20 protein-coding genes are annotated in these 22,250 nt (G+C 72.5%); 8 read left to right on the top strand and 12 right to left on the bottom strand.

The genetic code is table 11. The features are described from left to right. Positions 1 to 195: 195 nt before the first annotated feature. Complete coding sequence (locus QMO56_RS17710) at positions 196 to 1,017, bottom strand: metallophosphoesterase (protein ID WP_283527849.1); 822 nt, start codon at positions 1,015 to 1,017, stop codon at positions 196 to 198. Between the two features lie 270 nt (positions 1,018 to 1,287). Here QMO56_RS17710 and QMO56_RS17715 point away from each other — a divergent pair, with 270 nt between their 5' ends. Further along, positions 1,288 to 1,806 carry a methyl-accepting chemotaxis protein gene (locus tag QMO56_RS17715; RefSeq protein ID WP_283527851.1) on the top strand — a complete coding sequence of 173 codons (519 nt, stop codon included), beginning with the start codon at positions 1,288 to 1,290 and terminating at the stop codon, positions 1,804 to 1,806. Positions 1,807 to 1,888: 82 nt separating this feature from the next. Here QMO56_RS17715 and acnA read toward each other — a convergent pair whose 3' ends face one another. Continuing rightward, entirely contained in the window at positions 1,889 to 4,591 is a 2,703-nt protein-coding gene (gene acnA / locus QMO56_RS17720; protein ID WP_283527853.1) for an aconitate hydratase AcnA, read from the bottom strand. A 51-nt stretch (positions 4,592 to 4,642) separates the two neighbouring features. On the opposite strand from acnA, the gene ccmA reads away from it, so the two are divergent. Further along, positions 4,643 to 5,287 carry a heme ABC exporter ATP-binding protein CcmA gene (gene ccmA / locus QMO56_RS17725; protein ID WP_349362370.1) on the top strand — a complete coding sequence of 215 codons (645 nt, stop codon included), beginning with the start codon at positions 4,643 to 4,645 and terminating at the stop codon, positions 5,285 to 5,287. Continuing rightward, on the top strand, positions 5,284 to 5,934 hold the full coding sequence (gene ccmB, locus QMO56_RS17730) for a heme exporter protein CcmB (RefSeq protein ID WP_283527856.1): 651 nt from the start codon (positions 5,284 to 5,286) through the stop codon (positions 5,932 to 5,934). The genes ccmA and ccmB overlap by 4 nt, the downstream gene beginning before the upstream one ends. A gap of 73 nt (positions 5,935 to 6,007) precedes the next feature. Here the strand turns inward: ccmB and QMO56_RS17735 are convergent, their stop codons facing one another. The 6 genes from QMO56_RS17735 to tsaD all read right to left on the bottom strand — a co-directional run bounded on the left by QMO56_RS17735 (position 6,008) and on the right by tsaD (position 11,597). After that, the gene (locus tag QMO56_RS17735) at positions 6,008 to 7,060 is read right to left on the bottom strand and encodes a diguanylate cyclase (RefSeq protein ID WP_283527858.1); all 1,053 of its coding nucleotides are present in this window, start codon (positions 7,058 to 7,060) and stop codon (positions 6,008 to 6,010) included. Between the two features lie 106 nt (positions 7,061 to 7,166). Continuing rightward, complete coding sequence (locus QMO56_RS17740; RefSeq protein WP_283527860.1) at positions 7,167 to 7,808, bottom strand: cytochrome b; 642 nt, start codon at positions 7,806 to 7,808, stop codon at positions 7,167 to 7,169. Between the two features lie 163 nt (positions 7,809 to 7,971). Next, a complete protein-coding gene (locus tag QMO56_RS17745) occupies positions 7,972 to 8,646 on the bottom strand; it encodes a haloacid dehalogenase type II (RefSeq protein ID WP_283527862.1) in 675 nt (224 codons plus the stop codon). Positions 8,647 to 8,725: 79 nt separating this feature from the next. After that, a complete protein-coding gene (locus QMO56_RS17750) occupies positions 8,726 to 9,703 on the bottom strand; it encodes an NAD(P)H-dependent glycerol-3-phosphate dehydrogenase (protein WP_283527864.1) in 978 nt (325 codons plus the stop codon). Between the two features lie 5 nt (positions 9,704 to 9,708). After that, a complete protein-coding gene (locus QMO56_RS17755; protein WP_283527866.1) occupies positions 9,709 to 10,536 on the bottom strand; it encodes a 23S rRNA (adenine(2030)-N(6))-methyltransferase RlmJ in 828 nt (275 codons plus the stop codon). Beyond that, positions 10,533 to 11,597, bottom strand: coding sequence for a tRNA (adenosine(37)-N6)-threonylcarbamoyltransferase complex transferase subunit TsaD (gene tsaD, locus QMO56_RS17760; protein WP_283527867.1), 1,065 nt, complete (start codon positions 11,595 to 11,597; stop codon positions 10,533 to 10,535). The genes QMO56_RS17755 and tsaD overlap by 4 nt, the downstream gene beginning before the upstream one ends. Positions 11,598 to 11,643: 46 nt before the next feature. On the opposite strand from tsaD, the gene hemC reads away from it, so the two are divergent. Genes hemC through QMO56_RS17780 form a run of 4 tightly spaced genes read left to right on the top strand, consistent with a single transcriptional unit; the run spans position 11,644 to position 16,385 of the window. Then, a complete protein-coding gene (gene hemC, locus QMO56_RS17765; protein WP_408906538.1) occupies positions 11,644 to 12,741 on the top strand; it encodes a hydroxymethylbilane synthase in 1,098 nt (365 codons plus the stop codon). A 4-nt stretch (positions 12,742 to 12,745) separates the two neighbouring features. Next, entirely contained in the window at positions 12,746 to 13,522 is a 777-nt protein-coding gene (locus tag QMO56_RS17770; protein WP_283527871.1) for a uroporphyrinogen-III synthase, read from the top strand. Further along, positions 13,519 to 15,135 carry a COG4223 family protein gene (locus QMO56_RS17775; protein WP_283527872.1) on the top strand — a complete coding sequence of 539 codons (1,617 nt, stop codon included), beginning with the start codon at positions 13,519 to 13,521 and terminating at the stop codon, positions 15,133 to 15,135. The genes QMO56_RS17770 and QMO56_RS17775 overlap by 4 nt, the downstream gene beginning before the upstream one ends. Beyond that, the gene (locus QMO56_RS17780) at positions 15,135 to 16,385 is read left to right on the top strand and encodes a heme biosynthesis HemY N-terminal domain-containing protein (protein ID WP_283527874.1); all 1,251 of its coding nucleotides are present in this window, start codon (positions 15,135 to 15,137) and stop codon (positions 16,383 to 16,385) included. Before QMO56_RS17775 ends, QMO56_RS17780 begins: the two co-directional genes overlap by 1 nt. A gap of 88 nt (positions 16,386 to 16,473) precedes the next feature. Here the strand turns inward: QMO56_RS17780 and QMO56_RS17785 are convergent, their stop codons facing one another. The 3 genes from QMO56_RS17785 to QMO56_RS17795 all read right to left on the bottom strand — a co-directional run bounded on the left by QMO56_RS17785 (position 16,474) and on the right by QMO56_RS17795 (position 19,455). After that, positions 16,474 to 16,911: a hypothetical protein gene (locus QMO56_RS17785; protein ID WP_283527876.1), complete on the bottom strand. Its 438-nt coding sequence runs from the start codon at positions 16,909 to 16,911 to the stop codon at positions 16,474 to 16,476. A gap of 75 nt (positions 16,912 to 16,986) precedes the next feature. Next, the gene (locus QMO56_RS17790; protein ID WP_283527878.1) at positions 16,987 to 18,627 is read right to left on the bottom strand and encodes a DUF4214 domain-containing protein; all 1,641 of its coding nucleotides are present in this window, start codon (positions 18,625 to 18,627) and stop codon (positions 16,987 to 16,989) included. 63 nt (positions 18,628 to 18,690) lie between these two features. Next, entirely contained in the window at positions 18,691 to 19,455 is a 765-nt protein-coding gene (locus QMO56_RS17795) for a sulfite exporter TauE/SafE family protein (RefSeq protein WP_283527880.1), read from the bottom strand. A 142-nt stretch (positions 19,456 to 19,597) separates the two neighbouring features. Between QMO56_RS17795 and QMO56_RS17800 the strand changes: the two genes are divergently transcribed. Continuing rightward, positions 19,598 to 21,265: a methyl-accepting chemotaxis protein gene (locus QMO56_RS17800; protein WP_283527882.1), complete on the top strand. Its 1,668-nt coding sequence runs from the start codon at positions 19,598 to 19,600 to the stop codon at positions 21,263 to 21,265. 20 nt (positions 21,266 to 21,285) lie between these two features. Here the strand turns inward: QMO56_RS17800 and QMO56_RS17805 are convergent, their stop codons facing one another. Next, the gene (locus tag QMO56_RS17805) at positions 21,286 to 22,197 is read right to left on the bottom strand and encodes a DMT family transporter (protein ID WP_283527883.1); all 912 of its coding nucleotides are present in this window, start codon (positions 22,195 to 22,197) and stop codon (positions 21,286 to 21,288) included. Positions 22,198 to 22,250: the final 53 nt, after the last annotated feature.

Consider the following 22,250-nt stretch of genomic DNA (forward strand, 5'->3'; position numbering starts at 1 on the left):
CACTGGTCATCGCGCAACGCATCCGGGTCCGCGCTCATCCAGGCCAGCCTCCAAAAGCCAGCCTTGAATCACGCCCCGCTCAGCAGCGGAATCCCTCAGATCAGGAAATCGTCACCACCACCTAGCCGTTTGTTTCTTCCAGCATCTTCACCCGTCCCGATGATGCCATCGGAACGGGATCTGCTTTAGCGGAGCTCAGGGCGCCAGCACCTCGGTGGGCCAGGCAGGGGCGGCGGCGCTGGTCCAGGCACTGCCATCCCAGCGACGGGGCTCGATGCGCGGCTGCCCGCCGTCCACGATGATGCGGTTGTAGGCGTTCGGCTCGCCGCGCAGCCGGGTGGAGATGGCGGAGCCCGCCTGTACCACCAGCAACTCCTGCCGATGAACGGCGCTGCCGGCGGCGCCGCGGTGCAGCCGCACATAGCCGCGGTGCAGATGGCCCGAGAGGATCAGCCGCACGCCGGCGCGCTGCAACTCCTCCAGTGCCGGCGCGGCACGGCGGGCCAACTGCGTTTCGGGCGCGTCCTCCGGCGCCAGGAAGGGATGGTGCGCAACGACGATGCGGAACAGGCCGGGCGGCAGTTCCTCCAGCCGACGCAGCAGTCGCTTCAGCCGGTGGGCCTTCACGCGGCCGCCCTCCCAGGAGAGGTGCAGCCCGCCGCGCACCACCGTGTTCAGCCCGATCACCGCGATATGGTCGTCACGCCAGATCGGCTCCGTCTCGCCGCCGACGAAGCGGCGCCAGCGGCCGAAGGGGTCGAGGAAGCGCTCCCAGGGCCAGTAGTTGGTGATGTCGTGGTTGCCGGGCACCACGATGATCGGCGCCTTCAGCGCCTCCATGAAGCGGCGCGCGGCACGGTACTCGAAGGAGCGGGCGCGCATCGTCAGGTCGCCGCTGATCACCACCAGGTCCGCCGGGTCGGCGTTGAGCGCCTCGACCAGGGCCTCAGCCGCCGAGTCGTCCACGCGGTTGAAGTGCAGATCGGAAATATGGTCGATGCGACGCAGCGCAGTCATGGGCGGAACCTGGGAGCTGAGGCCCGGCATTACATCCCCGAGCGAGAGCAGAACGCCCGGCGCGCATGGATGGATGCGGGCCTTCGGAGGCCTCGGGGCGGAAAGCGGGGGCGTGGTCCAGCGCGGGCGGGGGCGTTCCAGCCCTGTATGATCACGATTCCGTAAATTCCGGGCGCCGTCGGAAGTTGCCGGCCATCAATCACCCCCCGACGCTGCGTCCGCGAGGCAGCAGAGGCATGCGTGCGATGGAGGCGCTTGGGCAGGTCGGCCATGATCCTGCTGGGGCTTGGTGGTGTTCCTGGTTCCCGTGGCGGGGGTCCTGAGGCTCTCGGTGTGGATGCGCCATGGGCATTCAGCGAACTCTCGGCGGCCCGCAACGTCTCGCGGCAGGCGCAGCAGACCGAAGGGGCGGTGCTGGAGCTGAAGCGCTTGGCCGAGTGCATCGGCGAGGGGGTGCAAATCATCAACGACATCGCCAGCCAGGCCAACCTGCTGGCGCTGAGCGCGGCGGTCGAGGCGGCGCAGGCCAGGCGCGGGCAAGACGCTGCACGCAGAGGTGAACCGCTGCCTGGCCGCCCTGCGCAGCGCATGACATCGAGTTTTGGAGCGCTTCAGGACGCCTCCATCATTCGCGCCGATATCCGGGACGCCACCCAATACAGGAGACCGGCAATGCCCCTGAATATCGCCCCGCAGCCGATGACGCCCCGCACGCTCCTGCGCGGGCTGATGGACCTGCCCTGGGGCGCCGCGCTGTTTGGCCCGCTGCGGCTGAACCGCCCCCGCTGAAACCAGAAAGGCCGGGGCGAGCCCCCGGCCTCGTCGAATGCGCGGAAAAGCTCCGGAGGTGGACCCTCCGGAGCTGTCGCGTTCAGGCGGCCTTCGGCAGCGCCATGCTGCGCAGCACGTAGTGCAGAATGCCGCCGTTCTTGTAGTACTCGACCTCGTCGGCGGTATCGACGCGGCACTGGACCTCGGTCCTGGTCACCGAGCCGTCCGGACGGTGGATCACCAGCTCCAGGATCATGCGGGGCTTCAGATCCTCCAGGCCCTGGATGTCGATGATCTCCTCGCCGGTCAGGCCGAGGCTCTTGCGGTCCTCGCCCGGCTTGAAGACCAGCGGCAGCACGCCCATGCCCACCAGGTTGGAGCGGTGGATGCGCTCGAAGCTCTCGGCGATCACCGCCTTCACGCCGAGCAGGAAGGTGCCCTTCGCCGCCCAGTCGCGCGAGGAGCCGGTGCCGTACTCCTTGCCGCCGAAGACCACCAGCGGCACGTCCTCCGCCTTGTACTTCATGGCGGCGTCGTAGATCGACATCACCTCGCCGGAGGGGTGGTGCTTGGTGATGCCGCCCTCGATGCCCGGCACCATCTCGTTCTTGATGCGGATATTGGCGAAGGTGCCGCGCATCATGACTTCATGGTTGCCGCGGCGGGCGCCGTAGCTGTTGAAGTCCTGCTGCCGCACCTGGTGCTCCAGCAGGTACTCGCCGGCCGGCGCGGTCTTCTTGATCGAGCCCGCGGGGGAGATGTGGTCGGTGGTGATGGAGTCGCCGAGCAGCGCCAGGACCCGTGCGCCGGTGAACGAGGCGATCGGCTTGGGCTCGCGGTCCATGTCCTCGAAATAGGGCGGGTTCTGCACGTAGGTGGAGCCGGAGTTCCAGCGGTAGGTGTCCGAGCCGGCATCGACGCGAATCGCCTGCCACTGCTGCGGGCCCTTGAAGACGTCGGAGTAGCGGGCCTGGAACATCTCGCGCGTCACGACGGCGGCGACGGTGTCGTTCACCTCCTTCTGCGTCGGCCAGATGTCCTTCAGGTAGACCGGCTGGCCGTCCTTGCCGGTGCCGATCGGCTGGGTGGTGACGTCCAGCGTGATCGAGCCGGCCAGCGCGTAGAGCACGACGAGCGGCGGCGAGGCCAGGTAGTTGGCGCGCACGTTCGGGTGCACGCGGCCCTCGAAGTTGCGGTTGCCCGAGAGCACGGAGACCGCGACCAGCTTGTTGTTCTCGATGGCGTCCACGATCGGGTCGGCCAGCGGGCCCGAGTTGCCGATGCAGGTGGTGCAGCCATAGCCGACGGTCTGGAAGCCCAGCGCGTCGAGATGCGTGTCGAGCCCGGCCTTCTGCAGGTAGTCGGTGACCACCTGGGAGCCGGGGGCGAGCGAGGTCTTCACCCAGGGCTTCGGCTTCAGGCCGAACTCGTTGGCCTTCTTCGCCACCAGGCCGGCGGCGACCAGCACATAGGGGTTCGATGTGTTGGTGCAGGAGGTGATGGCGGCGATCACCACGTCGCCATGGCCGAGGTCGTAGTTGGCGCCCTCGACCGGCACGCGCAGGTCGGCCTTGTCGCCGGGGACGCCCAGGTTGCCGGAGGCCAGCTCCTTGGCGAAGGCGGGGGCGGCGTTGGACAGCGCCACGCGGTCCTGCGGACGCTTCGGGCCGGCGAGCGAGGGCTCGACGGTGGCCATGTCCAGCTCCAGCGTGTCGGTGAAGACCGGCTCCGGCATGCTGGCGTCGGCGAACATGCCCTGCGCCTTGTAGTACTCGCGCACGAGGTTGATGCGGTGCTCGTCACGGCCGGAGAGGCGCATGTAGTCGAGCGTCACCTCGTCGATCGGGAAGATGCCGCAGGTGGCGCCGTATTCCGGGGCCATGTTGCCGATGGTGGCGCGGTCCGCCAGCGCCATCTCGGCGAGGCCGGGGCCGAAGAACTCGACGAACTTGCCGACCACGCCCTTCTTGCGCAGCATCTGCGTGACGGTCAGCACCAGGTCGGTGGCGGTGACGCCCTCGCGCAGCTTGCCATGCAGCTTGAAGCCGATGACGTCGGGGATCAGCATGGCGATCGGCTGGCCGAGCATGGCCGCCTCGGCCTCGATGCCGCCGACGCCCCAGCCCAGCACGCCCAGGCCGTTCACCATGGTGGTGTGGCTGTCGGTGCCGTAGCAGCTGTCGGGATAGGCGTAGGTGTCGCCGGCGTCGGTGGTGGTCCAGACGCCCTGCGCCAGATATTCCAGGTTCACCTGGTGGCAGATGCCGGTGCCGGGGGGGACGACGCGGAAGTTGTTGAACGCCTCCTGGCCCCAGCGAAGGAACTCGTAGCGCTCGCCGTTGCGCTCGAACTCGATGTCGACGTTCTTCTGCAGCGCCGAGGCGCTGCCGGAGACGTCTACCATCACCGAATGGTCGATCACCAGATCGACCGGCACCAGCGGGTTGACCCGCTTCGGGTCGCCGCCGAGCTTGATGATGCCGTCGCGCATCGCCGCGAGGTCCACCACGGCGGGAACGCCGGTGAAGTCCTGCATCAGGATGCGGGCGGGGCGGAAGGGCACTTCCTTCTCGCTCCGGCCTTCCTTCACCCACTCGGCGATGGATTCGGCGTCCTTCACCGTATAGGTGCGGCCATCCTCGTGCCGCAGAACGTTCTCCAGCAGGACCTTGAGGCTGTAGGGCAGGCGGCTGATATCGCCGATGCTCTTCGCCGCTTCGGGCAGGCTGAAGTAATGGTAGGTCTTGCCGTCGACTGTCAGGGAGCGACGCGCCTTCAGGCTATCCTGCCCGATCATCCGCATGGTCCGGGGTCCCTTAGAGATTTGCTGCGAACGCCCTTGCTTATTACACGGGTGGCGCCCCCGGTCCATCGGTGGGCAGGGGCGCGGGGTGCGGTGCTGGAAGCAAAAGACATGGCAGTGGTGCGCGGCGAGCGGGTTGTCTTCGCCGGGCTTTCCTTCCGGGTCGCGCCGGGGGAGGCGCTGCTGCTGACCGGCCCCAACGGCGCCGGCAAGTCCACCCTGCTGCGGGCGCTCGCCGGGCTGGTGCCGCTGGCCGAGGGCGCGTTGCTCTGGCAGGGCGGGGACGCCCTGGCCGAGCCGGCCGAGCACGCCGCCCGGCTGCGCTACCTCGCCCATGCCGAGGCGCTGAAGCCTGGCCTGACGGTGGCCGAGAACCTGCGCTTCTGGGCCAGCCGCTGGGGCGGCGACATCACCGCCGCGCTGGAGGCGGTGGCGCTGGCCCCCTTGGCCGAACTGCCGGCGCGGATGCTCTCGGCCGGGCAGAAGCGGCGGCTGGCGCTGGCCCGGCTGGCGCTGGCGCCCTGCGCGCTCTGGCTCCTGGACGAGCCTTCGGTCGGGCTGGACACGGCCTCCGTCGCCCGCTTCGGGGATCTGCTCGCCCGCCACCGTGCGGCGGGGGGCGCGGTGCTGGCGGCGACCCATGTGCCGCTGCCGCTGCCCGGCGCGCGGGAGCTGCGGCTGGAGCCGGCGGCATGATCGCCCTGCTCAGGCGCGAGTTGCTGCTGGCGGTCCGCCACCCCGCGGACACGCTCGCGGCGGTGCTGTTCTTCCTGCTGGTGACGGCGCTCTTTCCCTTCGGCGTCGGCCCGGCGCCGGAGATGCTGGCCCGGCTGGCGCCCGGCGCCCTGCTGGCCGCCGCCCTGCTGGCCGCGCTGCTGCCGCTGGACCGCCTGTTCGGCGCGGAGGCGGAGGATGGTTCGCTCGACCAGCTCCTGCTCTCCGGCCTTTCCGGCATGCAGATCACCGCGGTGAAGGCGGCCGGCCACTGGCTGACCACCGGGGCGCCACTGCTGGTCGCCACGCCGGTTGCCGGCGCCATGCTGAACCTGCGGGTGGAGGCCTGGGGGGTGGCGGTGCTGGCGCTCGGGCTGGCGACGCTGTTCCTCTCCTTCGTCGGCACGGCCGGCGCGGCGCTGACGCTGGGCGCGCGCCGGGGCGGGGTGCTGCTGCCGCTGCTGGTGCTGCCGCTGACCATTCCCGCCGTCATCTTCGGCGCGGCGGGGATCGAGGCGGCGGCGAGCGGCCTGCCGGCGCGGCCCTTCCTGCTGCTGCTGGGTGCCCTGGCCGCCGCCGCCCTGCCGCTGGCGCCGCTGGCCGCGGGGGCGGCGCTGCGGGCGGACTGAGCGGCCCGATGGCCGAGGGGGGGGGCGGAGGCCCCGGAGGGCTGAACCGGTGCGCCACCTTCAAGCGCCCGCCTCAGCCCGCCTCCACCCGGTTGCGGCCCTGCGCCTTGGCGGCATAGAGCGCCATGTCGGCCCGGTGCAGCGCCTCCTGTACTGGCGTGCCCGACATCCAGACCGCGACCCCGGCACTCACCGTGATCGTGCCTACCGCCGGATGCGGCACCTCCCGGGCGATGGCCCGCATCCGCTCGGCGATGCCCATCGCGGTCATCTGGATGGTGTCCGGCGTGATGAGCAGGAACTCCTCGCCGCCCCAGCGGCCGAGGATGTCGCCGCGCCGCAGCCGGGCGGAGAGCCGCTGGCCGAGGTCGGCCAGCACCTCGTCGCCGATTATGTGGCCGAAGCGGTCATTGACCGCCTTGAAGTGGTCGGTGTCGAGCAGGATCAGCCCCACCAGCCGGCCGGGCGTCTGGTTGAGGCTTTCCAGTGCCCGCTCCAGGCCGCGCCGGTTGGCGACGCCGGTCAGCGGGTCCGTCAGCACGGCGCTTTCCAGTGCGCGGGCGCGGCGCTGAACATGCTCATAGCGGGTGCCGAACAGCGCCAGCAGCGAGAGGCAGGCCAGCGTCAGCAGGTGAACGACATAGGCATTGGCCAGGAGCGAGATCAGCGCGCCATCCCAGGAGGCGAGATTGCCCCAGAGCAGGGCCGCGACCGGCACCAGCAGCGCCAGCGCGAAGACGCTCCAGGAGGCCATCACGGCCAGCCGGCGCGGGAAGAAGAAGAAGGCGGCCAGATAGATCACGGGCATCCACTGCAGCGTGTTGGCCACGGTGTAGACACGGTTGTCCGGCTGCAGGATGAGGAAGGAGAGGATGGCGGTGATGAAATAGCCCGCAAAGACGCCATAGGCGCCGAGCTCCGCCATCACCCGGTGGCGCGGCCTGAGCCACCGCACGCCGAAGCCGACCCCCAGGACGAGCAGGAGGACGGGGTAGGCGTAGCGGTCGAGATCCGTGATGAGGCCGGCGCTGGATTCGAAAGCCCACAGGGCCGCGACGGTCGCGGCGCCGGCGGCGTGCAGCAGGTTGACGACCAGCCGGCGCCGTCGCTCCAGGATCTCGTCCATCAGCAATGCCTCTGCCCGGCGGATGCAACGCTGCTGCTGAAATCATGATCCCGCAGGCTTCACAAGCCCTTGAGTGAAGGGACGACCCACCGGTACGGGCAGGGCTTCAGCGCTGCAGGGGCTGCCCGGAGGAAGCGGGCTGGAACGCTGCGCCGGGCCGGGGGCCACCGGGCAGCATCCGCCACAGCAGGCCATCCCGCAGGATGAAATGGTGGTACAGCGCCGCGGCGGCATGGGCGGCGGCGAGCACGACGATCGCCCAGCCGATGAACTCGTGCGCCTCCCCCACGAGGTGGTGGGCCGACCGCGAGAAAGGGGCGAAGGGCGGCGGGATGAGCAGCCCGAAGAAGCTCATCGCCTCGTCGCCGGACCAGCGGAGCACATATCCCAGCACCGCCTCGGCCACCAGCAGCGCGTAGAGCAGGTAGTGCATCGCCTTGGCGGCGCGCTCCCTCCACCCGGCCGCGGCGGCCGGCACCTGGTGGCCGGGCACCAGCCGCCAGGCGATGCGCCCCACCACCACCAGGGTGAGCAGGATGCCGAAGGACATGTGGGTCACGATCAGCAGGTGGCGACCCGGCCGCTCGAAGAATTCCCAGGTCTGGGAGAGGGCGAACTGGGCGAGGACCAGGGCGGCGGTCAGCCAGTGCAGCGTCATCGCGACGCGGTCGTACTGCGTGCGATCGTCGCCGGCGATGATGCGCGTGGCGGCGGCGACGCCTGGTTCCGAAATGCTGTCAATCGCCATTGGCGGGCTCCCGAGTATCCGTGAGAACGCCGCCAAGAATGGCATGTCCAAGAAGCCGGGGAAGGTGCCGAAATGTTAAGGAAAGTATTTCCGCGCCTTTGAGATCGATTATCAATATTACCCGCGGCCGCCGGAAGAACCGGCCGCCGGTGACCCTCATCCCTCAGGCGAGCGCCAGGATCGCCCGCGCCACCTCCGGCAGCCCGGCTCCCTGCACCTCCGGGGCGGGGAGCATGGTGGGATAAGGCCGGCCGCGCGCGACGAAGCCGCCCATCAGCCCAGCCGCCCTGGCGCCATTCACGTCCCAGGGGTGGGCCGCCACCAGCAGCATCCGCTCCGCCGCTACCCCCGCCCGCGCGGCGGCCCGCGCATAGACCTCCCGGCGCGGCTTGCTGAGCCGCACCTCCTCCACGGAGACGACCTCCGCCACCCGCTCCCGCAGGCCGGCGCCGCGCAACAGCTTTTCCGTCGTCTCCGCCGCACCGTTGCTGAGCGCCATGAGGCGCAGCCCGCCCGCGCGCAGCAGGTCCATGGCTTCCGCCGCGTCCGCATGGGCGGGCAGCTGCCCCATGCCGTCGAGCAGGTGAGACTTCTGCTCCTCGGGCGCGCTGCATCCGTGCCGGGCAAGCAGGTCGTCGAGGTTGGCGCCCATCACCGTGCGCAGGGGATGGAAGTCGCCGATGGCGGCCAGGGCGAAGCTGTCCCGCAGGCTGGCGGCGAACCAGCCCTGCAGCAGCGCGCCCGGCAGGCCCAGCGCCTCCAGCCGGGGCGCCAGCGGCTCGATCGGGAAAAGGGTCTCGATGACATCGAAAACCACGACAGCGGGGCGCTGAGGCATGACCGGTCCCTCCAGAGCAGTGTCCTCATCCGCTAACGCGGCGCGGCCGGCGCCGGTGGCACGGCGCAGCGCCGGACCCTCACTCCGTGCGGCGCGGACGGGACAGCAGCGCCTCCATCGCCCCGGCGACATCCTCCTTGCCGGCCAGCACATCCGCCACCGCGGCGGTGATCGGCATGTCCACTCCCGCCGCGCGGGCACGCGCCAGCAGGGCGGGGGCGGTGGCGACGCCCTCGGTCACGCTGTTGCGCCCGGCCAGGATGCTTTCCAGCGTCTCGCCCCGCCCCAGCGCGACGCCGAGCGAGAAGTTGCGGCTGCCCGGCCCGGTGCAGGTCAGCAGCAGGTCGCCGAGGCCGGAGAGGCCGCTGACCGTCTCCGCCCGGCCGCCCAGCGCGCCGGCCAGGCGGGCGATCTCGCTCAGGCCGCGCGTCACCAGCGCGGCGCGGGCGTTCTCGCCCAGCCCCGCGCCCATCACCGCCCCGGCGGCAATGGCGATGACGTTCTTCGCCGCGCCGCCGACCTGCACGCCGACCGGGTCGTCCTGCTCGTAGAGGCGGAAGCCCGGCGTCGCCAGCCGCGCCGCGGCGGCCTCGCGCAGGGCGGTATCGGTGCTGGCGACCACGGCGGCGGCGGGCAGGCCCGCGGCGACCTCGCCGGCGAAGTTGGGCCCGGAGAGCACGCCGGCGGGCAGGCCGGGGCGCAGCAGGGCAAGGGTTTCCAGCGGCAGCCGCAGCCCGTCGCGGATCACACCCTTGGCGGCCACCAGCGCGGGTGGCAGGGCGGGCAGATGCGCCAGCACCGCCGCCATGTGCTGCGCCGGCACCACCAGCAGTGCCAGCCCGGCGCCCTCCAGCGCGGCGGCGGCATCGGCCGTCACCGTGACGCCCTCCGGCAGCCGATGGCCGGGCAGGTGGGCGGCGTTCTCCCGGTCGTCCTGCATCGCCGCCGCCCGGCCGGCGTCGCGCGCCCAGAGCCGCACCTCGCCGCCGGCGCGCGCCGCCTGGATGGCCAGCGCCGTGCCCCAGGCGCCGGCGCCGATCACCGCGATCCGCTCCATGCGCCTTACTCCTCCGCCAGCCGCGTCACGGCCCAGCCCTGGCCGGGTTCACCATCGCCCAGGCGCTCCAGCAGCACGGCGAGGATCTCGCGCGCCTCCTCCTCGAACTTCCAGGGCGGGTTGATCACCACCAGGCCGCAGCCGTTCAGCCGCTGCGGGTCGGTCGGCTCGCGCAGCCACAGCTCACAGACCAGGATGTCCCGCACGCCGCTCTCCTGGACGGCGGTGTGGAAGGCGCGCACCGGGGCGCGGTGCTTGATCGGGTACCAATGCGCCTGCACCCCGGCGCGGAAGCGGTGCGCGACCGTGGCGAGGCCCTCGGCCATGCGCTCGAACTCGCCCTCGACCTCGAAGGGCGGGTCCACCAGCACCAGGCCGCGCTTCTCGGCGAAGGGGGTGAGGGCGGTCAGCGCCTCCCAGGCGTCGCGCTTGTGCACGGCGGTCTGAGGGTCGCCGCGGAACAGGGTGCGCAGGGTGGCGTGGTCCTCCTCGTGCAGTTCGCAGAGCATGAGGCGGTCGCGCGGGCGCAGCATCATGCGGATCAGCGAGGGGCTGCCGGGATAGCGCGGCGGGAAGCCGGCACGGCGCACCAGGGCCAGCCACTCGGCCAGCGGCCCCTCGGTGATGTCGAGCAGCCGGCCGATGCCCCGCTTCCACTCGCCGGTGCGCTCGGCCTCGGTGCCGGAGAGGTCATAGGCGCCGATGCCGGCATGGGTGTCGAGCACGCGGAAGGGCGTGTCCTTGGCGCAGAGGCGGCGCACCAGCGAGACCACCAGCGCGTGCTTCATGCAGTCGGCGAAGTTGCCGGCGTGGAAGGCGTGGCGATAGTTCATGCCGCGACGCCCCCCGAAGGTTCTGCCGACAGCTCGTCGAGCGGCCAGCGCGGGCGCGGCGCCTGGTCCAGCGGGTCGGTCAGGCCGGCGCGCAGCCGCTCGATGCCGGCCCAGGCGATCATCACCGCATTGTCGGTGCAGAGGCGGATGGGCGGCGCGATCAGCGGCAGGCCGGCGCGGGCGGCCTCGGCGGTGAGGGCGGCACGGACGCCCTGGTTGGCCGCCACGCCGCCGGCCACCACCATGGCGGTGGCGGCGGGGAGCATGGCGAGGGCATGGCGGGCGCGGTCGGCCAGCACGGCGGCGACCGCGTGCTGGAAGGCGGCGGCGAGGTCGGCGCGGTCCTGCCCGGTCACCAGTTTCGGGATGGTCTGGGCCACGGCGGTCTTGAGCCCGCTGAAGGAGAAGTCGCAGCCGGGGCGGCCGAGCATCGGGCGGGGCAGGGGGAAGCGCTTCACGTCGCCGGAGGCCGCCAGCTTCTCCAGCGCCGGGCCGCCGGGCCAGGGCAGGCCCATCAGCTTGGCCGATTTGTCGAAGGCCTCGCCCACCGCGTCGTCCAGCGTGGAGCCGAGGCGGCGGTAGCGGCCCAGCCCCTCCACCGCGACGCATTGGCAATGCCCGCCGGAGAGCAGCAGCAGGAGATAAGGAAATTCCACCCCGCCCGGCACCAGTCCCGGCAGACGGGCGGTGAGGGCGTGGCCCTCCAGGTGGTTGATGCCGAGGAAAGGCAGGTTGTGGGCGATCGCCATGCCCTTGCCGAAGCTGGCGCCGACGATCAGCCCGCCGATCAGCCCCGGCCCGGCGGTGGCGGCGATGCCGCCGAGATCGGCCGGCCGCACCCCCGCCTCCGTCATCACCTGGGTGGCCAGGGCAGGCAGATGCGCCAGATGGGCACGCGCCGCGATCTCCGGCACGACGCCGCCGAAGGGGGTGTGCTCGGCGAGCTGGCTGCGGACGGCTTCGGCCAGGATGGTGCCGTCAGGCGCCAGCAGAGCCGCCGCGGTTTCGTCGCAACTCGCCTCCAAACCGAGGATTGGTCCGCTGATAGGCGCCGATTGCATTCGTTCCTGCCTTCCCCATGCCGGGCGGTGGTTCTATGACGCCGGCATGTCCCTTGCCCACCCTGTCCTGCCGTCTGCCGCGGCGGGTGCCTTCGCACATTCCCGCGTCACGGCCCCTGCGGATCTGAGGGGCGGCCAGGGCATGCCCCCGCATGGGCACCCTCACACGGCGCAGGTCAAGCCCCATGCACGCCGGCCGCTGCCGCTGCGCGTCGGCACCCGCGGCTCGCCGCTGGCGCTGTGGCAGACCCGCACCTTCCTCGACCGCATTCTGCATTTCTGTCCGGTGCTGCGGAATGCCAGTGCTTTCGAGGAACATGTCATCGCCACCTCCGGGGACCGCATCCAGGACCGGCGGCTGGCGGATATCGGCGGCAAGGGCCTGTTCGCCAAGGAAATCCACGAGGCGCTGCTGGACGGCCGCATCGACTTCGCCGTGCACAGCCTGAAGGACCTGGAGACCGAGCTTCCTCCTGGCGTCGTGCTGGCCTGCACGATGACGCGGGAAGACGCGCGGGACGCCATGGTGCTGGGGCCGCGCTGCGGCGGGATCGAGGCCGCCGACCCGCTCGCCGCGATCCCGGCCGGTGCGCTGATCGGCACCGCCAGCCTGCGGCGCCAGGCGCAGCTGCTGCACGCCCGGCCGGACCTGAAGGTGGGAATGATCCGCGGCAATGTCGGCTCGCGCCTCGGCAAGCTGGAGGCGGGCGAGTTCGACGGCACGCTGCTGGCGCTGGCCGGGCTGAAGCGGCTCGGGCTGGAGGCGCGCGCCTCGGTCGTGCTGGACCCGGAGGCGATGGTCCCGGCGGCGGGGCAGGGCATCGTCGGCATCACCGTGCGCGCCGCCGATGTTGAGCTGCACGAGCTGCTCGCCGGCATCGAGGACCGCGCCGCGCGCGCCGTCTCGCGCGCCGAGCGGGCGCTGCTGGCGGCGCTCGACGGCTCCTGCCGCACGCCGATCGGTGGCCATGCGCGGCTGCTGCCGACAGGCGAGCTGCACCTGACCGGTCTGGTGGCCCGGCCGGATGGCAGCTTCCTGCTGAAGCGCAGCCTGCACGGCGCCGCGGCCGATGCCGAGCGCCTGGGCTGTGAACTGGGCGAGGGCCTGCGCGCCGACAGCCCGGCCGACATCTTCATCGCCTAGCCCGGTGCGGGAGCCGCCCGCCGTCCTGATCACCCGGCCCGAGCCGGGCTGCGCCGAGACGGCCGCCGCCGTGGCGGCGCTGGGCTGGCGACCGCTGCTGGCGCCTGCGCTGGTGCTGCAGCCCTTGCCGCCGGCGCCCGATCTTGGCTGCCCGGCCCAGGCGCTGCTGCTGCCCAGCCGCGCTGCCGCCCGTGCCCTGGCCGGGCGGCTGGACCCGGCCCTGCCGGTGCTGGCGGTGGGGAGCGGCACCGCCGCCGAGGCGCGCGCGGCGGGCTTCACCGACATCACGCCCGCTGAGGGCGAGGCCGCCACCCTGGCGGTTCTCGCGAGGGCGCGGCTCGATCCCGGGAGGGGTCCGTTGCTGCTGGCGGTGGGGCAGGGCTATGGCGCCGCCCTCGCCGCGGCCCTGCGCGGGCATGGCTTTGCAGTGCGCCGCCGGGTGGTCTACGCCGCCCGCCCCGCCGCCGCCCTTCCCGAATCGGCGCGGACGGCCCTGCGGCAGGGCTCGGCTCGGGCGGCGCTGTTCCTCTCGCCGCGCTCGGCCAGCATCACCCAGGCCCTGCTGCGGCGCAGCGGTCTTGCCGAAACCGTGCGCGGAATGGCGGCGTTCGCGTTGTCTCCGCGTATCGCGCGCACCCTGGCGGACATGCCTTGGCAAGCGATCCATGCTACGGCGATGCCTGATCCCTCGGCACTGCTGGCCCTGCTTGGCCCGGCGCCGGGGCGGGCGACGGAGACCGGGTACCCAGAACCGGAGAACGAGGGGCAGGAGAGAGAATGACCGACACGCCGAAAGAGACCCCGAAGTCCGAGCCGGTGCCCGGCAGCCGCGAGAACGGGCCGCGCAAGCCGGGCCGCGACAACCCGACCGTGCCGCCGCGCGCTCTGGGCGCGGCCGGCACGGCGAACCCGCCCGCCGGGCCGGCCGCGCAACCCGGCAAGGCCGCGGCGCCGGAGGCATCGGCAAAGGATCCGGGGCTGGCGGTGCCGCCTCCACCCTCGGAGAGCGCGAAGCCGGTTTCCGCCGCGAACTCTCCGGCCAGCTCGCCACTCGGAAGCCCGCGCCTGGCGCAGGAGACCGGCAGCGGCGCGGCGAAGCCCGCCACCCCGGCCGCCGCATCGCCCCGGCCGCCGCAGGGCGCGCCGCCACCGGCCGGGGGAGGCGCCCGGCCGCCCGGCGGCACCACGCCACCGGGCGGTGGTGGTGGTGGCCGGCCGGCCAGCGGTCACGGACGCCGCGACCATCTGGCGCTGCCGGTGGCCGCGATCAGCGGCGTGCTCGCGCTGGCGGCGCTCGGCGTCAGCCTCTCCAACCGCGATTCCGATCAGCCCTCCACCGACCCCGCGCGCGTCGCGGCGCTGGAGCAGCGGGTGGAGGCCTTGCAGTCCGGCCCGGTGGCGCAGCTTGGCCAGACCGTCGGTGCGGTGCAACAGCAGCTCCAGGCCCTGCAGTCCGGCCCGCTGGCGCAGGCGGGGCAGCGCCTGGACGCCCTGGCAGCCACGCAGCAGCAGAACCAGCAGGCGCAGCAGCAGCGCCTCGATGCCCTGCAGCAGCGCGCCGACCAGGCGGCGCAGCAGCTGGCGGCGCAGCAGAAGCAGCTCGAAGAACAGGCCAGCGAGCGCGAGGCCTTCCAGAACCGCATGACCGGGCGCATCGAGCAGGCCGAGCGCAACTTCTCGCAAAGCATCGACAGCGCCCGCTCTCAGCTGGAGCAGCGCATCGAGCAGCGCATTGCGGCGGCGGAACAGGCGCTCAATCCCCGCTTCTCCGCGGTCGAGACTGCCATGCAGCAGCGCATCGCCTCCGCCGAGGAAGCAGCGCGCCAGCGCATGCAGGAGCGCGACAAGGCGCTCGACGAGCGCTTCGCCACCCTGGAGAAGCGCGAGAGCCGCCTCAACGATGCCGAGCGGCGCCTGAACCGCCTGATCGCCACCACCGCGACGGAAAGTGCCCTGGAAGCCGGGCGGCCGCTGGGCCATGCGCTCTCCACCCTGCCCGAGGACGTGCCGCCGGCGCTGCGCCGCTATGCCGACACCGCACCGCCCACCGAGGCCAGCCTGCGCCTCGCCTTCGAGGACGCCGCCCGCGAGGCGCGCGCCAGCTCGCAGCCGTCCGGCGAGGGGCAGAGCGTCTGGGAATCCGCGGCGAACCGGCTCGGCAATCTCGTCACCGTCCGGCGCGGCGACAACGTCGTCTGGGGCGACCCGGCCGGCAGCCAGCTGGAGGCGGCGCGCCGGGCGCTCGATGCCGGCGACCTGCGCGGTGCGGTGAAGCAGGTCGAGGGCCTGCCGGACTCCGCCAAGGCGCCGATGCAGGACTGGCTCGACCGGGCGCACGGCCTGCTCGCCGCGCGTGACGCGCTGCAGCAGCTCCGCGCCGGAGGGCAGGGCTGATGCGCCGCGCCATCTGGCTGCTGCTCGTCTGCGTCATCGGCGTCGGCCTCGCCTGGGTGCTGATGCGCATGGGTGGCGTGGTCGAGGTGCGCGTCGGCGACACCTTCATCGGCCTCTCGCTGCCGATCCTGCTGCTGCTGCTGGCGGTGCTGTTCCTGGTGCTGCACGGCATCATCGTCGGCCTCCGCGCGCTGGTGAGCTGGCCGGCCCGCATGCGTGCCCGCCGCGCCGCGCGCAACCGGGAGAAGGGCGAGGCGGCGCTGACCCGCGCCCTCGTCTCCCTTGCCGCCGGCTCCGCCGATGCGGCGCGCGGCGAGGTGCGCAAGGCCCGCTCGCTGATGGGCGACACCCCGCAGCTGCTGCTGCTGACCGCCGAGGCCGAGCGCATGGCCGGGCGCGAGGAGGGCGCGGCCGAGGCTTTCCAGGCGCTGGCCAAGCGCGAGGATTCCCGCTTTCTCGGGCTGCGCGGCCTGCTGCGGCAGGCGATCCAGCGCAAGGACTGGCCGGCGGCGCAGGCGCTCGCCCGCGAGGCCGAGGCGGCCTACCCCAATGCGGCCTGGCTGCGCGAGGAGCGCGCCGTGCTGGCCCTGCGCACGCAGGACTGGCGCGAGGCCCTGGCCCTGGCCGCGCCGGACACCCCGCGCGCGCCGCTGGCCCTGGCCGCCGCCAGCCAGGAGCCGGACGCCACCCGCGCCGCCGAGCTGGAGAAGCAGGCCTTCCAGGCCGACCCCGGCTTCACCCCCGCCGTGCTGGCGCATGCGGCGCGGATGGGCGCCACCGGCAGCCCGCGTCGCGCCCGCAGCGTGCTGGAGGCCGGCTGGGCCACCGCGCCGCATCCGCAGATCGCCGAAGCCTATCTGGAAGGCGAGGCGGAGCCGCTGGCGCGGGTCAAGCTGGCCGAGACCCTGGTGCACGGCAACCGCACCCACCCCGAAAGCCGCCTGCTGCTGGCGCGGGCGGCGCTGGCCGCCGGGCTGACCGGGCGCGCGCGCACCGAATTGGAGGCGCTGGTCGAATCCGGCGCCGCCGACGCGCGGGCCTATCTGCTGCTCGTCGAGCTGGAGCAGGTGGAGCATGGCGACAGCCCCGTCGCCCGCACCGCCGAGGCCAAGTGGCTGCGCGCCGCCACCACCGCCGCGCCCGAGCCGCGCTGGCGCTGCGGCCATTGCGGCAAGGTGCATGCGCGCTGGGCGCCGGTCTGCGACGCCTGCGGCACGCCGGGGCGCATCACCTGGACCCAGGCGGGCTGAAACGCCTGCGAGGGGGCGCCGCCCCCTCGCGCTCCCCTGCCAGGAAACCGAGTTTCCTGGACCTTCCATCAGTTCGCAGGCGCTGGTCTCAGCGCAGCGGGTTGGTCAGCAAAAGGCCGGCACGGCGGAAGATGCAGGCCAGGCTCAGCGCGGCGCCCGTGGCATTGTAGGCCGGGGCAGGCGGCAGCAGCCGCAGGAAGGCCGCCAGGGCCTCGCGGCGCGGACCGCGCTGCGCCAGCGAGAAGCCGAGCAGCAAGGCCGGCTCGTCGCCCTCGAGGCAGGGCGCCAGCGGGCAGCCCAGCGCGAAGCGATGACCGCCCGCCCGCAGCACGGCATCCAGCGCCGGCGCCGCCGCGCCCACCTCCTCCGTGACCAGGGGAAGCCGGGCCGCGGAGAGCGCCGGGTGGCCCCGCCGGGCGGCATCGGCCCAGGTCCGCATACCCTCCACCAGCAGCGCCTCGGCCAGCGGCAGCGAAGTGACCGGGGCCACCTGCCAGGGCCAGGTGGGAAGTCCATGTGTCGCCATGGCGGGATCCCTCGGCAATGCGAACCCGGCCAGCTTGCGGCAGATGAGAATCAGTTGCAAGTCTGGGGAGGCCCTTCAGGGCAGGCCGAGGATGTCCTCCCCCGGGGGATGGACGGCAATGGCCTCCTGCGCGAGGCGCAGTGCCACTTCGCCCCGGTCCAGCACATGGGTGCTGAGCAGCGTCATCCAGTGCACCAGTATGGCGGCATCCGGATCCTGGTTCATCGCCACCCGGTAGAGTCCGCTGACATAAGCCGCGTCGGTCTGCATGGCATGCAGCGCCTGCGCCTCGGGCGAGGCCGCAAGGACATGCACCAGCTGGTCCGGGCCCAGTGCGCCGCTGCCGAGCTGCTGCACCCAGAGCATGAGATCGCCCGCGGAAGGGGGGCGGCCCAGCAGCATTTCATGCAGTTCGGAGACGAGCAGCGCATTCGTCTCCGTCGTCGCGGCCGGGTTGAGGGTGCCGTTGCCCCCCGCCGCCGCGGGCATCGAGAAATCGCCGATGAGGTGGAACACGAAATTCTCCGTCTCCACCGTCTGACCCAGGCCCATATGGGTGAGGGCCGTCAACATCGGTGGATCGGTCAGCGCGCCCAGTGCGCCCGCATGCGCCTCGAGGAAGCCGCGCACCAGGTCCGCCAGCAGCGGCCCTTCGCCGGACTGGCTGATCCAGAGCCCAGGCGCCGAGGACTGCAGCAGCACGCCCGCCAGCATCTCCTGGAGCGGCAGGACAGCGGCTCCGCCCGTCATCAGTGCGCCGCTGACGGCCTGGAGCACCTCTTGCGGTGCCAGCCAGACGATCTGCCCCGCCGATAGCTCCAGGTGGATGCTTCCGTCCGGCGTGGCGATGCTGTGCTCCGCCTGCCAGTGGAGCTTCAGCTCGCCCAGCAGCGTCGTCTCCGCCCTGGCCAGGATCTCCAGCCGTTCCACCGGCGGGGCGGGAGGAGGTGGATCGGTATGCCCCTCAGCCGGAGGCGGAGGTGGTGGAGGCGGAGGAGGCGGAGGTGGCGGAGGTGGCGGAGGTGGCGGAGGTGGTGGAGGCGGGGGTGGCGGTGGGGGGGGCAGGGCGGGGGGAGCGGGCTGGGTATCGAGATCGGTGGCGTTCAACACCACCACGTCCAGCAGGAAGCTTGCCTCGTGCTTGCCGTCGGAGACCTCGATCATCACCTGCCGCGTGGTGCCGCCCTCGCGCAGCAGATCCACACCATCCCGCAGCTTCAGGATGTTGCCATCCTTCAGCTCGAAATAGGCCTCGTCCGGCCAGACCACGCGATAGGTCAGCTGGCTCGTGTAGGTGTCCGGATCGCTGCCCTGGATGCGCCCGATCTCGGCGCCGATGTCGTTTTCCAGCACCGTCCCGCCAGTGGCGAAGACCACCCGGCGCGGCGGCGCATCATCCAGGTCCTGCAGGGTGACGGACCAGCTCTGGCCGAGATCCTGCCAGCCGGTGGCGAGCTGCACGGAAAGACCGAAATTGAGGACGGGATCGGTGCCCAGCGGCAGCGCGTAGGACTCGCGGTCGAACACCATGGCCGGCAGGATGGTGATGGTGCCGGTCAGGCGGTCGAGCGTCGCCTCGAACAGCTTCGCGTCCGGCCCGGTGAGGGCGACGTCCAGCACTTCCGGCCCCACCACCGAGAGGGTGCCGACCCAGTCGCCCGGGCGGGCATTCTCGAAGATGGTGCTCGGCACGTTGCCCGAAACCAGCAAAGCCACCAAGGTGCTGCTCCATGTTCCATCCTGGAGCGGGGCAGCATCGGCGGCGGCGGTGAACGAAGCCTAAGCGGCGGGTGCCTGCGCCAGGATGCGCCAGGCGAGCCCGGCCAGCATGGTGGCGTTGAGCGCGAAGAGGGCAGCACTGGCCAGCCGCAGCCGCGGGCCGGCGCGCCGCCCGAAGAAGCGCCCGACCAGCGCGACGCCGACCAGGGCCGGTACCGTGCCGGCGCAGAAGGCCGCCATGCCCAGCGCGCCGCCGAGGGCGCTGCCCGCGGCGGCGGCGGCGGCCAGGGCGCCATAGAGCAGGCCGCAGGGCAGGGCGGAGAGCAGCAGGCCGAGCGCCATGCCGCGCCAGCCGCCCGGCGCCGCCAGCAGCGTGCCGAGCCAGCGGGCCGGTGCGGCCGGCAGGCGGAAGGCGGGCAGGCGGGGGATGGGCAGGTGTGGCAGCATCGCGCCCAGCCGGCCGGAAGCCTGCGCCAGCATGAACAGCGCCGCCGTCAGCAGCAGACCCGCCAGCACGAAGCGCAGCGCCCCGAGCTGTCCGCCCGCCAGCCCCGCAAGGCCACCGGCCAGCCCGCCCAGCGTCGCGTAGCCAGCGGTCCGCCCGAGGTGGTAAGGCAGCAGTGCGGCGCCCGCGAGCCGTGCCAGCAGGGTGCCGCCGGCGCTCCGCTCGGCGCCCGCCGCCGCCTGTGCCAGGACGAAGGGCGCGCACATGCCGGCGCAATGGGTCAGGCCGCCGCCCAGCCCGGCCAGGAACAGCGCGCCCATCAGGGTGGCGAGCCCGCCCGGACCGAGGGCGGCGAGATCGTGCAGGCAATTGGCGATCATGCCCGAAGCTTCGCATGGCGGCGCACGGCACGCCTTGCTGCAGATCAAGCGGCACCGTCCGGAGCACCGGGTGGAAAGGCTTCTTAATCACTTCTCGCGATAATGCGCGCAACCGCAACCGATCCCTTGCCGGGAGTTCGCCGTGAGCCTCAAGACGCGCATTATCGCATCCCTGGCCGCCTTGCTGGTCTGCCTGGCCGGCCTGGGCGGATTTGCCCTTCAACGACTGTCCAGCGGGCAGGAGGTCACCGAGCAGATCACCGGCAACTGGCTGCCGAGCGTGAAGACGGTGGCGGCCATCGCCGACTCGGCGGCCAACATCCGGATGCAGTTCCTGCGCCACGTGATGCTCCAGGACGCGGCGCAGATGAGCGAGGCGGAGCGGCTGATCCAGGCCAGCCGCGACCGGCTCGCCGAGCGCTTTGCGGCCTATCAGTTGCTGATCACCGGCCCGAAGGAGCGTGACCTCTACGACGCCATGGCACGGAGCTGGCAGGCCTATGAGCGGGTGCTGCCGTCGGCGCTGGCGCTCAGCCGCAAGGGCGACAAGCTGGGGGCGACGGCCGATGCCGCCGAGGGCCGGCCGCTGTTCATCGCCTTCGAGGAGACCACCCAGAAGCTGACGGAGTTCAACGCGGAAGGTGCGGTGGCGGCGACGGCCGCCTCGCGCGCGGCCTACGAGACTTCGCTGTGGATGATCCTGGGCTGGATCGGCATCGGTGCGGCCGGGCTGGTGGCAGTCGGCTTCAACCTGGTGCGCGGCATTGGCGGCCCGGTGCGGCGCCTGACCGAGAACATGGAGGCCATGACCGCCGGAAACCTGCAGGTCGCTGTTCTCGAGCAGGAGCGGAAAGACGAGATCGGCACCATGGCGCGCGCGCTGGAGGTGTTCCGCGCCAAGGTGCAGGAGGGCGAGCGGCTGGCTGCCGCCCAGGCCGCCGCCGATCGGGCGCAGGCTGAGCGCGCCCAGCGGGTCGGCGCGCTGGTGAAGAGCTTCGGGGACGAGACGCGCCATGCACTGGAGAAGCTGCGCACAGCGGCGGTGCGGCTGAACGGCACCTCCGGCGAGATGAGCAAGGCTGCGGAGGAGGGGTCCCGCCTGACCCGCAGCCTGTCCGAGGCCTCGGACGGCGCCTCCAGCAACGCCCAGACCGCCGCCGCCGCCACCGAGGAGCTGACGGCGTCGATCGGCGAGATCACCCGGCAGGTCGGCCGCTCGGCCGAGGTGTCCCGCCGCGCGGTGGCGGAAACCGAGCGCACCGACCGCGCCGTGCGCGAGCTGGCCGATACCGCCAACAAGATCGGCGACGTGGTGAAGCTGATCTCCGACATCGCCGGCCAGACCAACCTGCTGGCGCTGAACGCCACCATCGAGGCGGCGCGCGCCGGCGAGGCCGGCAAGGGCTTCGCCGTGGTGGCCTCGGAGGTGAAGTCGCTGGCCAGCCAGACCGCCAAGGCGACCGACGAGATCGGCCAGCAGGTGAGCGCCATCCAGGGGGCCACCGGCCTCGCGGTGGAGGCCATCCGCAGCATCGCCGCGGTGGTGGCGGAGATCGACCAGACGGCGGCTGCCATCGCCGCGGCGGTGGAGGAGCAGGGCGCGGCGACACAGGAGATCGCCCGCAACATTGCCGGCACGGCGGCGGCGGCCTCGGCAGTCTCACGCGAGACCGGCGTGGTGCGCAGCGCCTCCGAGCTCAACGGGCGGGCCGCCGAGCAGGTGCGCTCGGCCTCGGACGAGTTGTCGGAGACCAGCAGCACGCTGCGCAGCCAGGTGGAGAGCTTCCTCTCCCAGGTGCGCTCCGCCTGAGTCGGGGCGGCTCGCCCGCCTCAGCCGCGCAGCGCGGCGGGGGGGCGGAACAGCCGCCCGTCCAGCAGGGCGAAGCCGGCGGCGATCAGCACCATGCCGGCGAGGTGGCGCGGCAGCAGGCTCTCGCCCAGCAGCAGCACGCCCAGCAGGATGGCCATGACCGGGACGAGCTGCGTCACCAGCGCGCTGTTGGTGGCGCCCGCCTCGTCGAGGATGCGGAAGAAGAGCGTGTAGGCGAAGCCGGTGGAGACCAGCCCCAGGGCAAGCAGCGCCAGCAGCGCCTCCGGCGAAGGCGAGGGCAGGTTCCAGGGCTGGTCCAGCAGCAGGGCCAGCGGCAGCGCCAGCAGGGTGGAGGCCGTGGTCTGGCCGGCGGCTGCGGCCAGGGGCGGCACGCCGAGCGCGCGGAAGCGCCGGCCCCAGACGGCCGCGAAGGCATAGCTCAGGCAGGCGCCGAGCCCGGCCAGGATGCCCGGCCACTCCGCGCCCTGCCGCAGCGCCGCCGGCCCGGCCAGCACCGCCACGCCCGCCAGCCCGGTCAGCACGCCCGCCAGGCGCAGGCCGCTCAGCTTCTCGTCGCGCGTGGCGACATGCGCCACGCAGGCGGTGAAGACGGGCGTGGCGGCGTTCACCACCGAGGCCAGGCTGGAGGAGATGGACTGCTGCGCCCAGACGATCAGGCTAAAGGGCACGAGGTTGTTGAGCACGGCCATGCCGAGACAGGCCAGCAGCACCGGCCCGCGCAGCGACAGGCACTGGCCATTCAAAGCCAGCAGGCCCCAGAGCAGCGCCGAGGCCAGGGCCACCCGCCCCAGCACGATGGTCAGCGGCGGCAGCGCCTTCACCGCCACCGCCATGAAGAAGAAGCTGCAGCCCCAGGCCAGGGCGAGCAGCAGCAGCAGGCCCCAGAGGCGGGGCGTCATCGTCGTGGGCATGGGCTGATCCTGGCCCGCGCGGCGGCGGCTCGCCCTCCGGAGATTGCCGCGGC

The organism is Roseomonas sp. E05, assembly GCF_030063475.1.
Taxonomy (GTDB): Bacteria; Pseudomonadota; Alphaproteobacteria; order Acetobacterales; family Acetobacteraceae; genus Pseudoroseomonas.

What these genes read in the sequence shown, in the direction of transcription:
- QMO56_RS17710 (WP_283527849.1), bottom strand. Translation starts at nt 1,017, where the DNA reads ATGACTGCGCTGCGTCGCATCGACCATATTTCCGATCTGCACTTCAAC.
- QMO56_RS17715 (WP_283527851.1), top strand. Translation starts at nt 1,288, where the DNA reads ATGATCCTGCTGGGGCTTGGTGGTGTTCCTGGTTCCCGTGGCGGGGGT.
- acnA (WP_283527853.1), bottom strand. Translation starts at nt 4,591, where the DNA reads ATGCGGATGATCGGGCAGGATAGCCTGAAGGCGCGTCGCTCCCTGACA.
- ccmB (WP_283527856.1), top strand. Translation starts at nt 5,284, where the DNA reads ATGATCGCCCTGCTCAGGCGCGAGTTGCTGCTGGCGGTCCGCCACCCC.
- QMO56_RS17735 (WP_283527858.1), bottom strand. Translation starts at nt 7,060, where the DNA reads ATGGACGAGATCCTGGAGCGACGGCGCCGGCTGGTCGTCAACCTGCTG.
- QMO56_RS17740 (WP_283527860.1), bottom strand. Translation starts at nt 7,808, where the DNA reads ATGGCGATTGACAGCATTTCGGAACCAGGCGTCGCCGCCGCCACGCGC.
- QMO56_RS17745 (WP_283527862.1), bottom strand. Translation starts at nt 8,646, where the DNA reads ATGCCTCAGCGCCCCGCTGTCGTGGTTTTCGATGTCATCGAGACCCTT.
- QMO56_RS17750 (WP_283527864.1), bottom strand. Translation starts at nt 9,703, where the DNA reads ATGGAGCGGATCGCGGTGATCGGCGCCGGCGCCTGGGGCACGGCGCTG.
- QMO56_RS17755 (WP_283527866.1), bottom strand. Translation starts at nt 10,536, where the DNA reads ATGAACTATCGCCACGCCTTCCACGCCGGCAACTTCGCCGACTGCATG.
- tsaD (WP_283527867.1), bottom strand. Translation starts at nt 11,597, where the DNA reads ATGCAATCGGCGCCTATCAGCGGACCAATCCTCGGTTTGGAGGCGAGT.
- hemC (WP_408906538.1), top strand. Translation starts at nt 11,644, where the DNA reads ATGTCCCTTGCCCACCCTGTCCTGCCGTCTGCCGCGGCGGGTGCCTTC.
- QMO56_RS17775 (WP_283527872.1), top strand. Translation starts at nt 13,519, where the DNA reads ATGACCGACACGCCGAAAGAGACCCCGAAGTCCGAGCCGGTGCCCGGC.
- QMO56_RS17780 (WP_283527874.1), top strand. Translation starts at nt 15,135, where the DNA reads ATGCGCCGCGCCATCTGGCTGCTGCTCGTCTGCGTCATCGGCGTCGGC.
- QMO56_RS17785 (WP_283527876.1), bottom strand. Translation starts at nt 16,911, where the DNA reads ATGGCGACACATGGACTTCCCACCTGGCCCTGGCAGGTGGCCCCGGTC.
- QMO56_RS17795 (WP_283527880.1), bottom strand. Translation starts at nt 19,455, where the DNA reads ATGATCGCCAATTGCCTGCACGATCTCGCCGCCCTCGGTCCGGGCGGG.
- QMO56_RS17805 (WP_283527883.1), bottom strand. Translation starts at nt 22,197, where the DNA reads ATGCCCACGACGATGACGCCCCGCCTCTGGGGCCTGCTGCTGCTGCTC.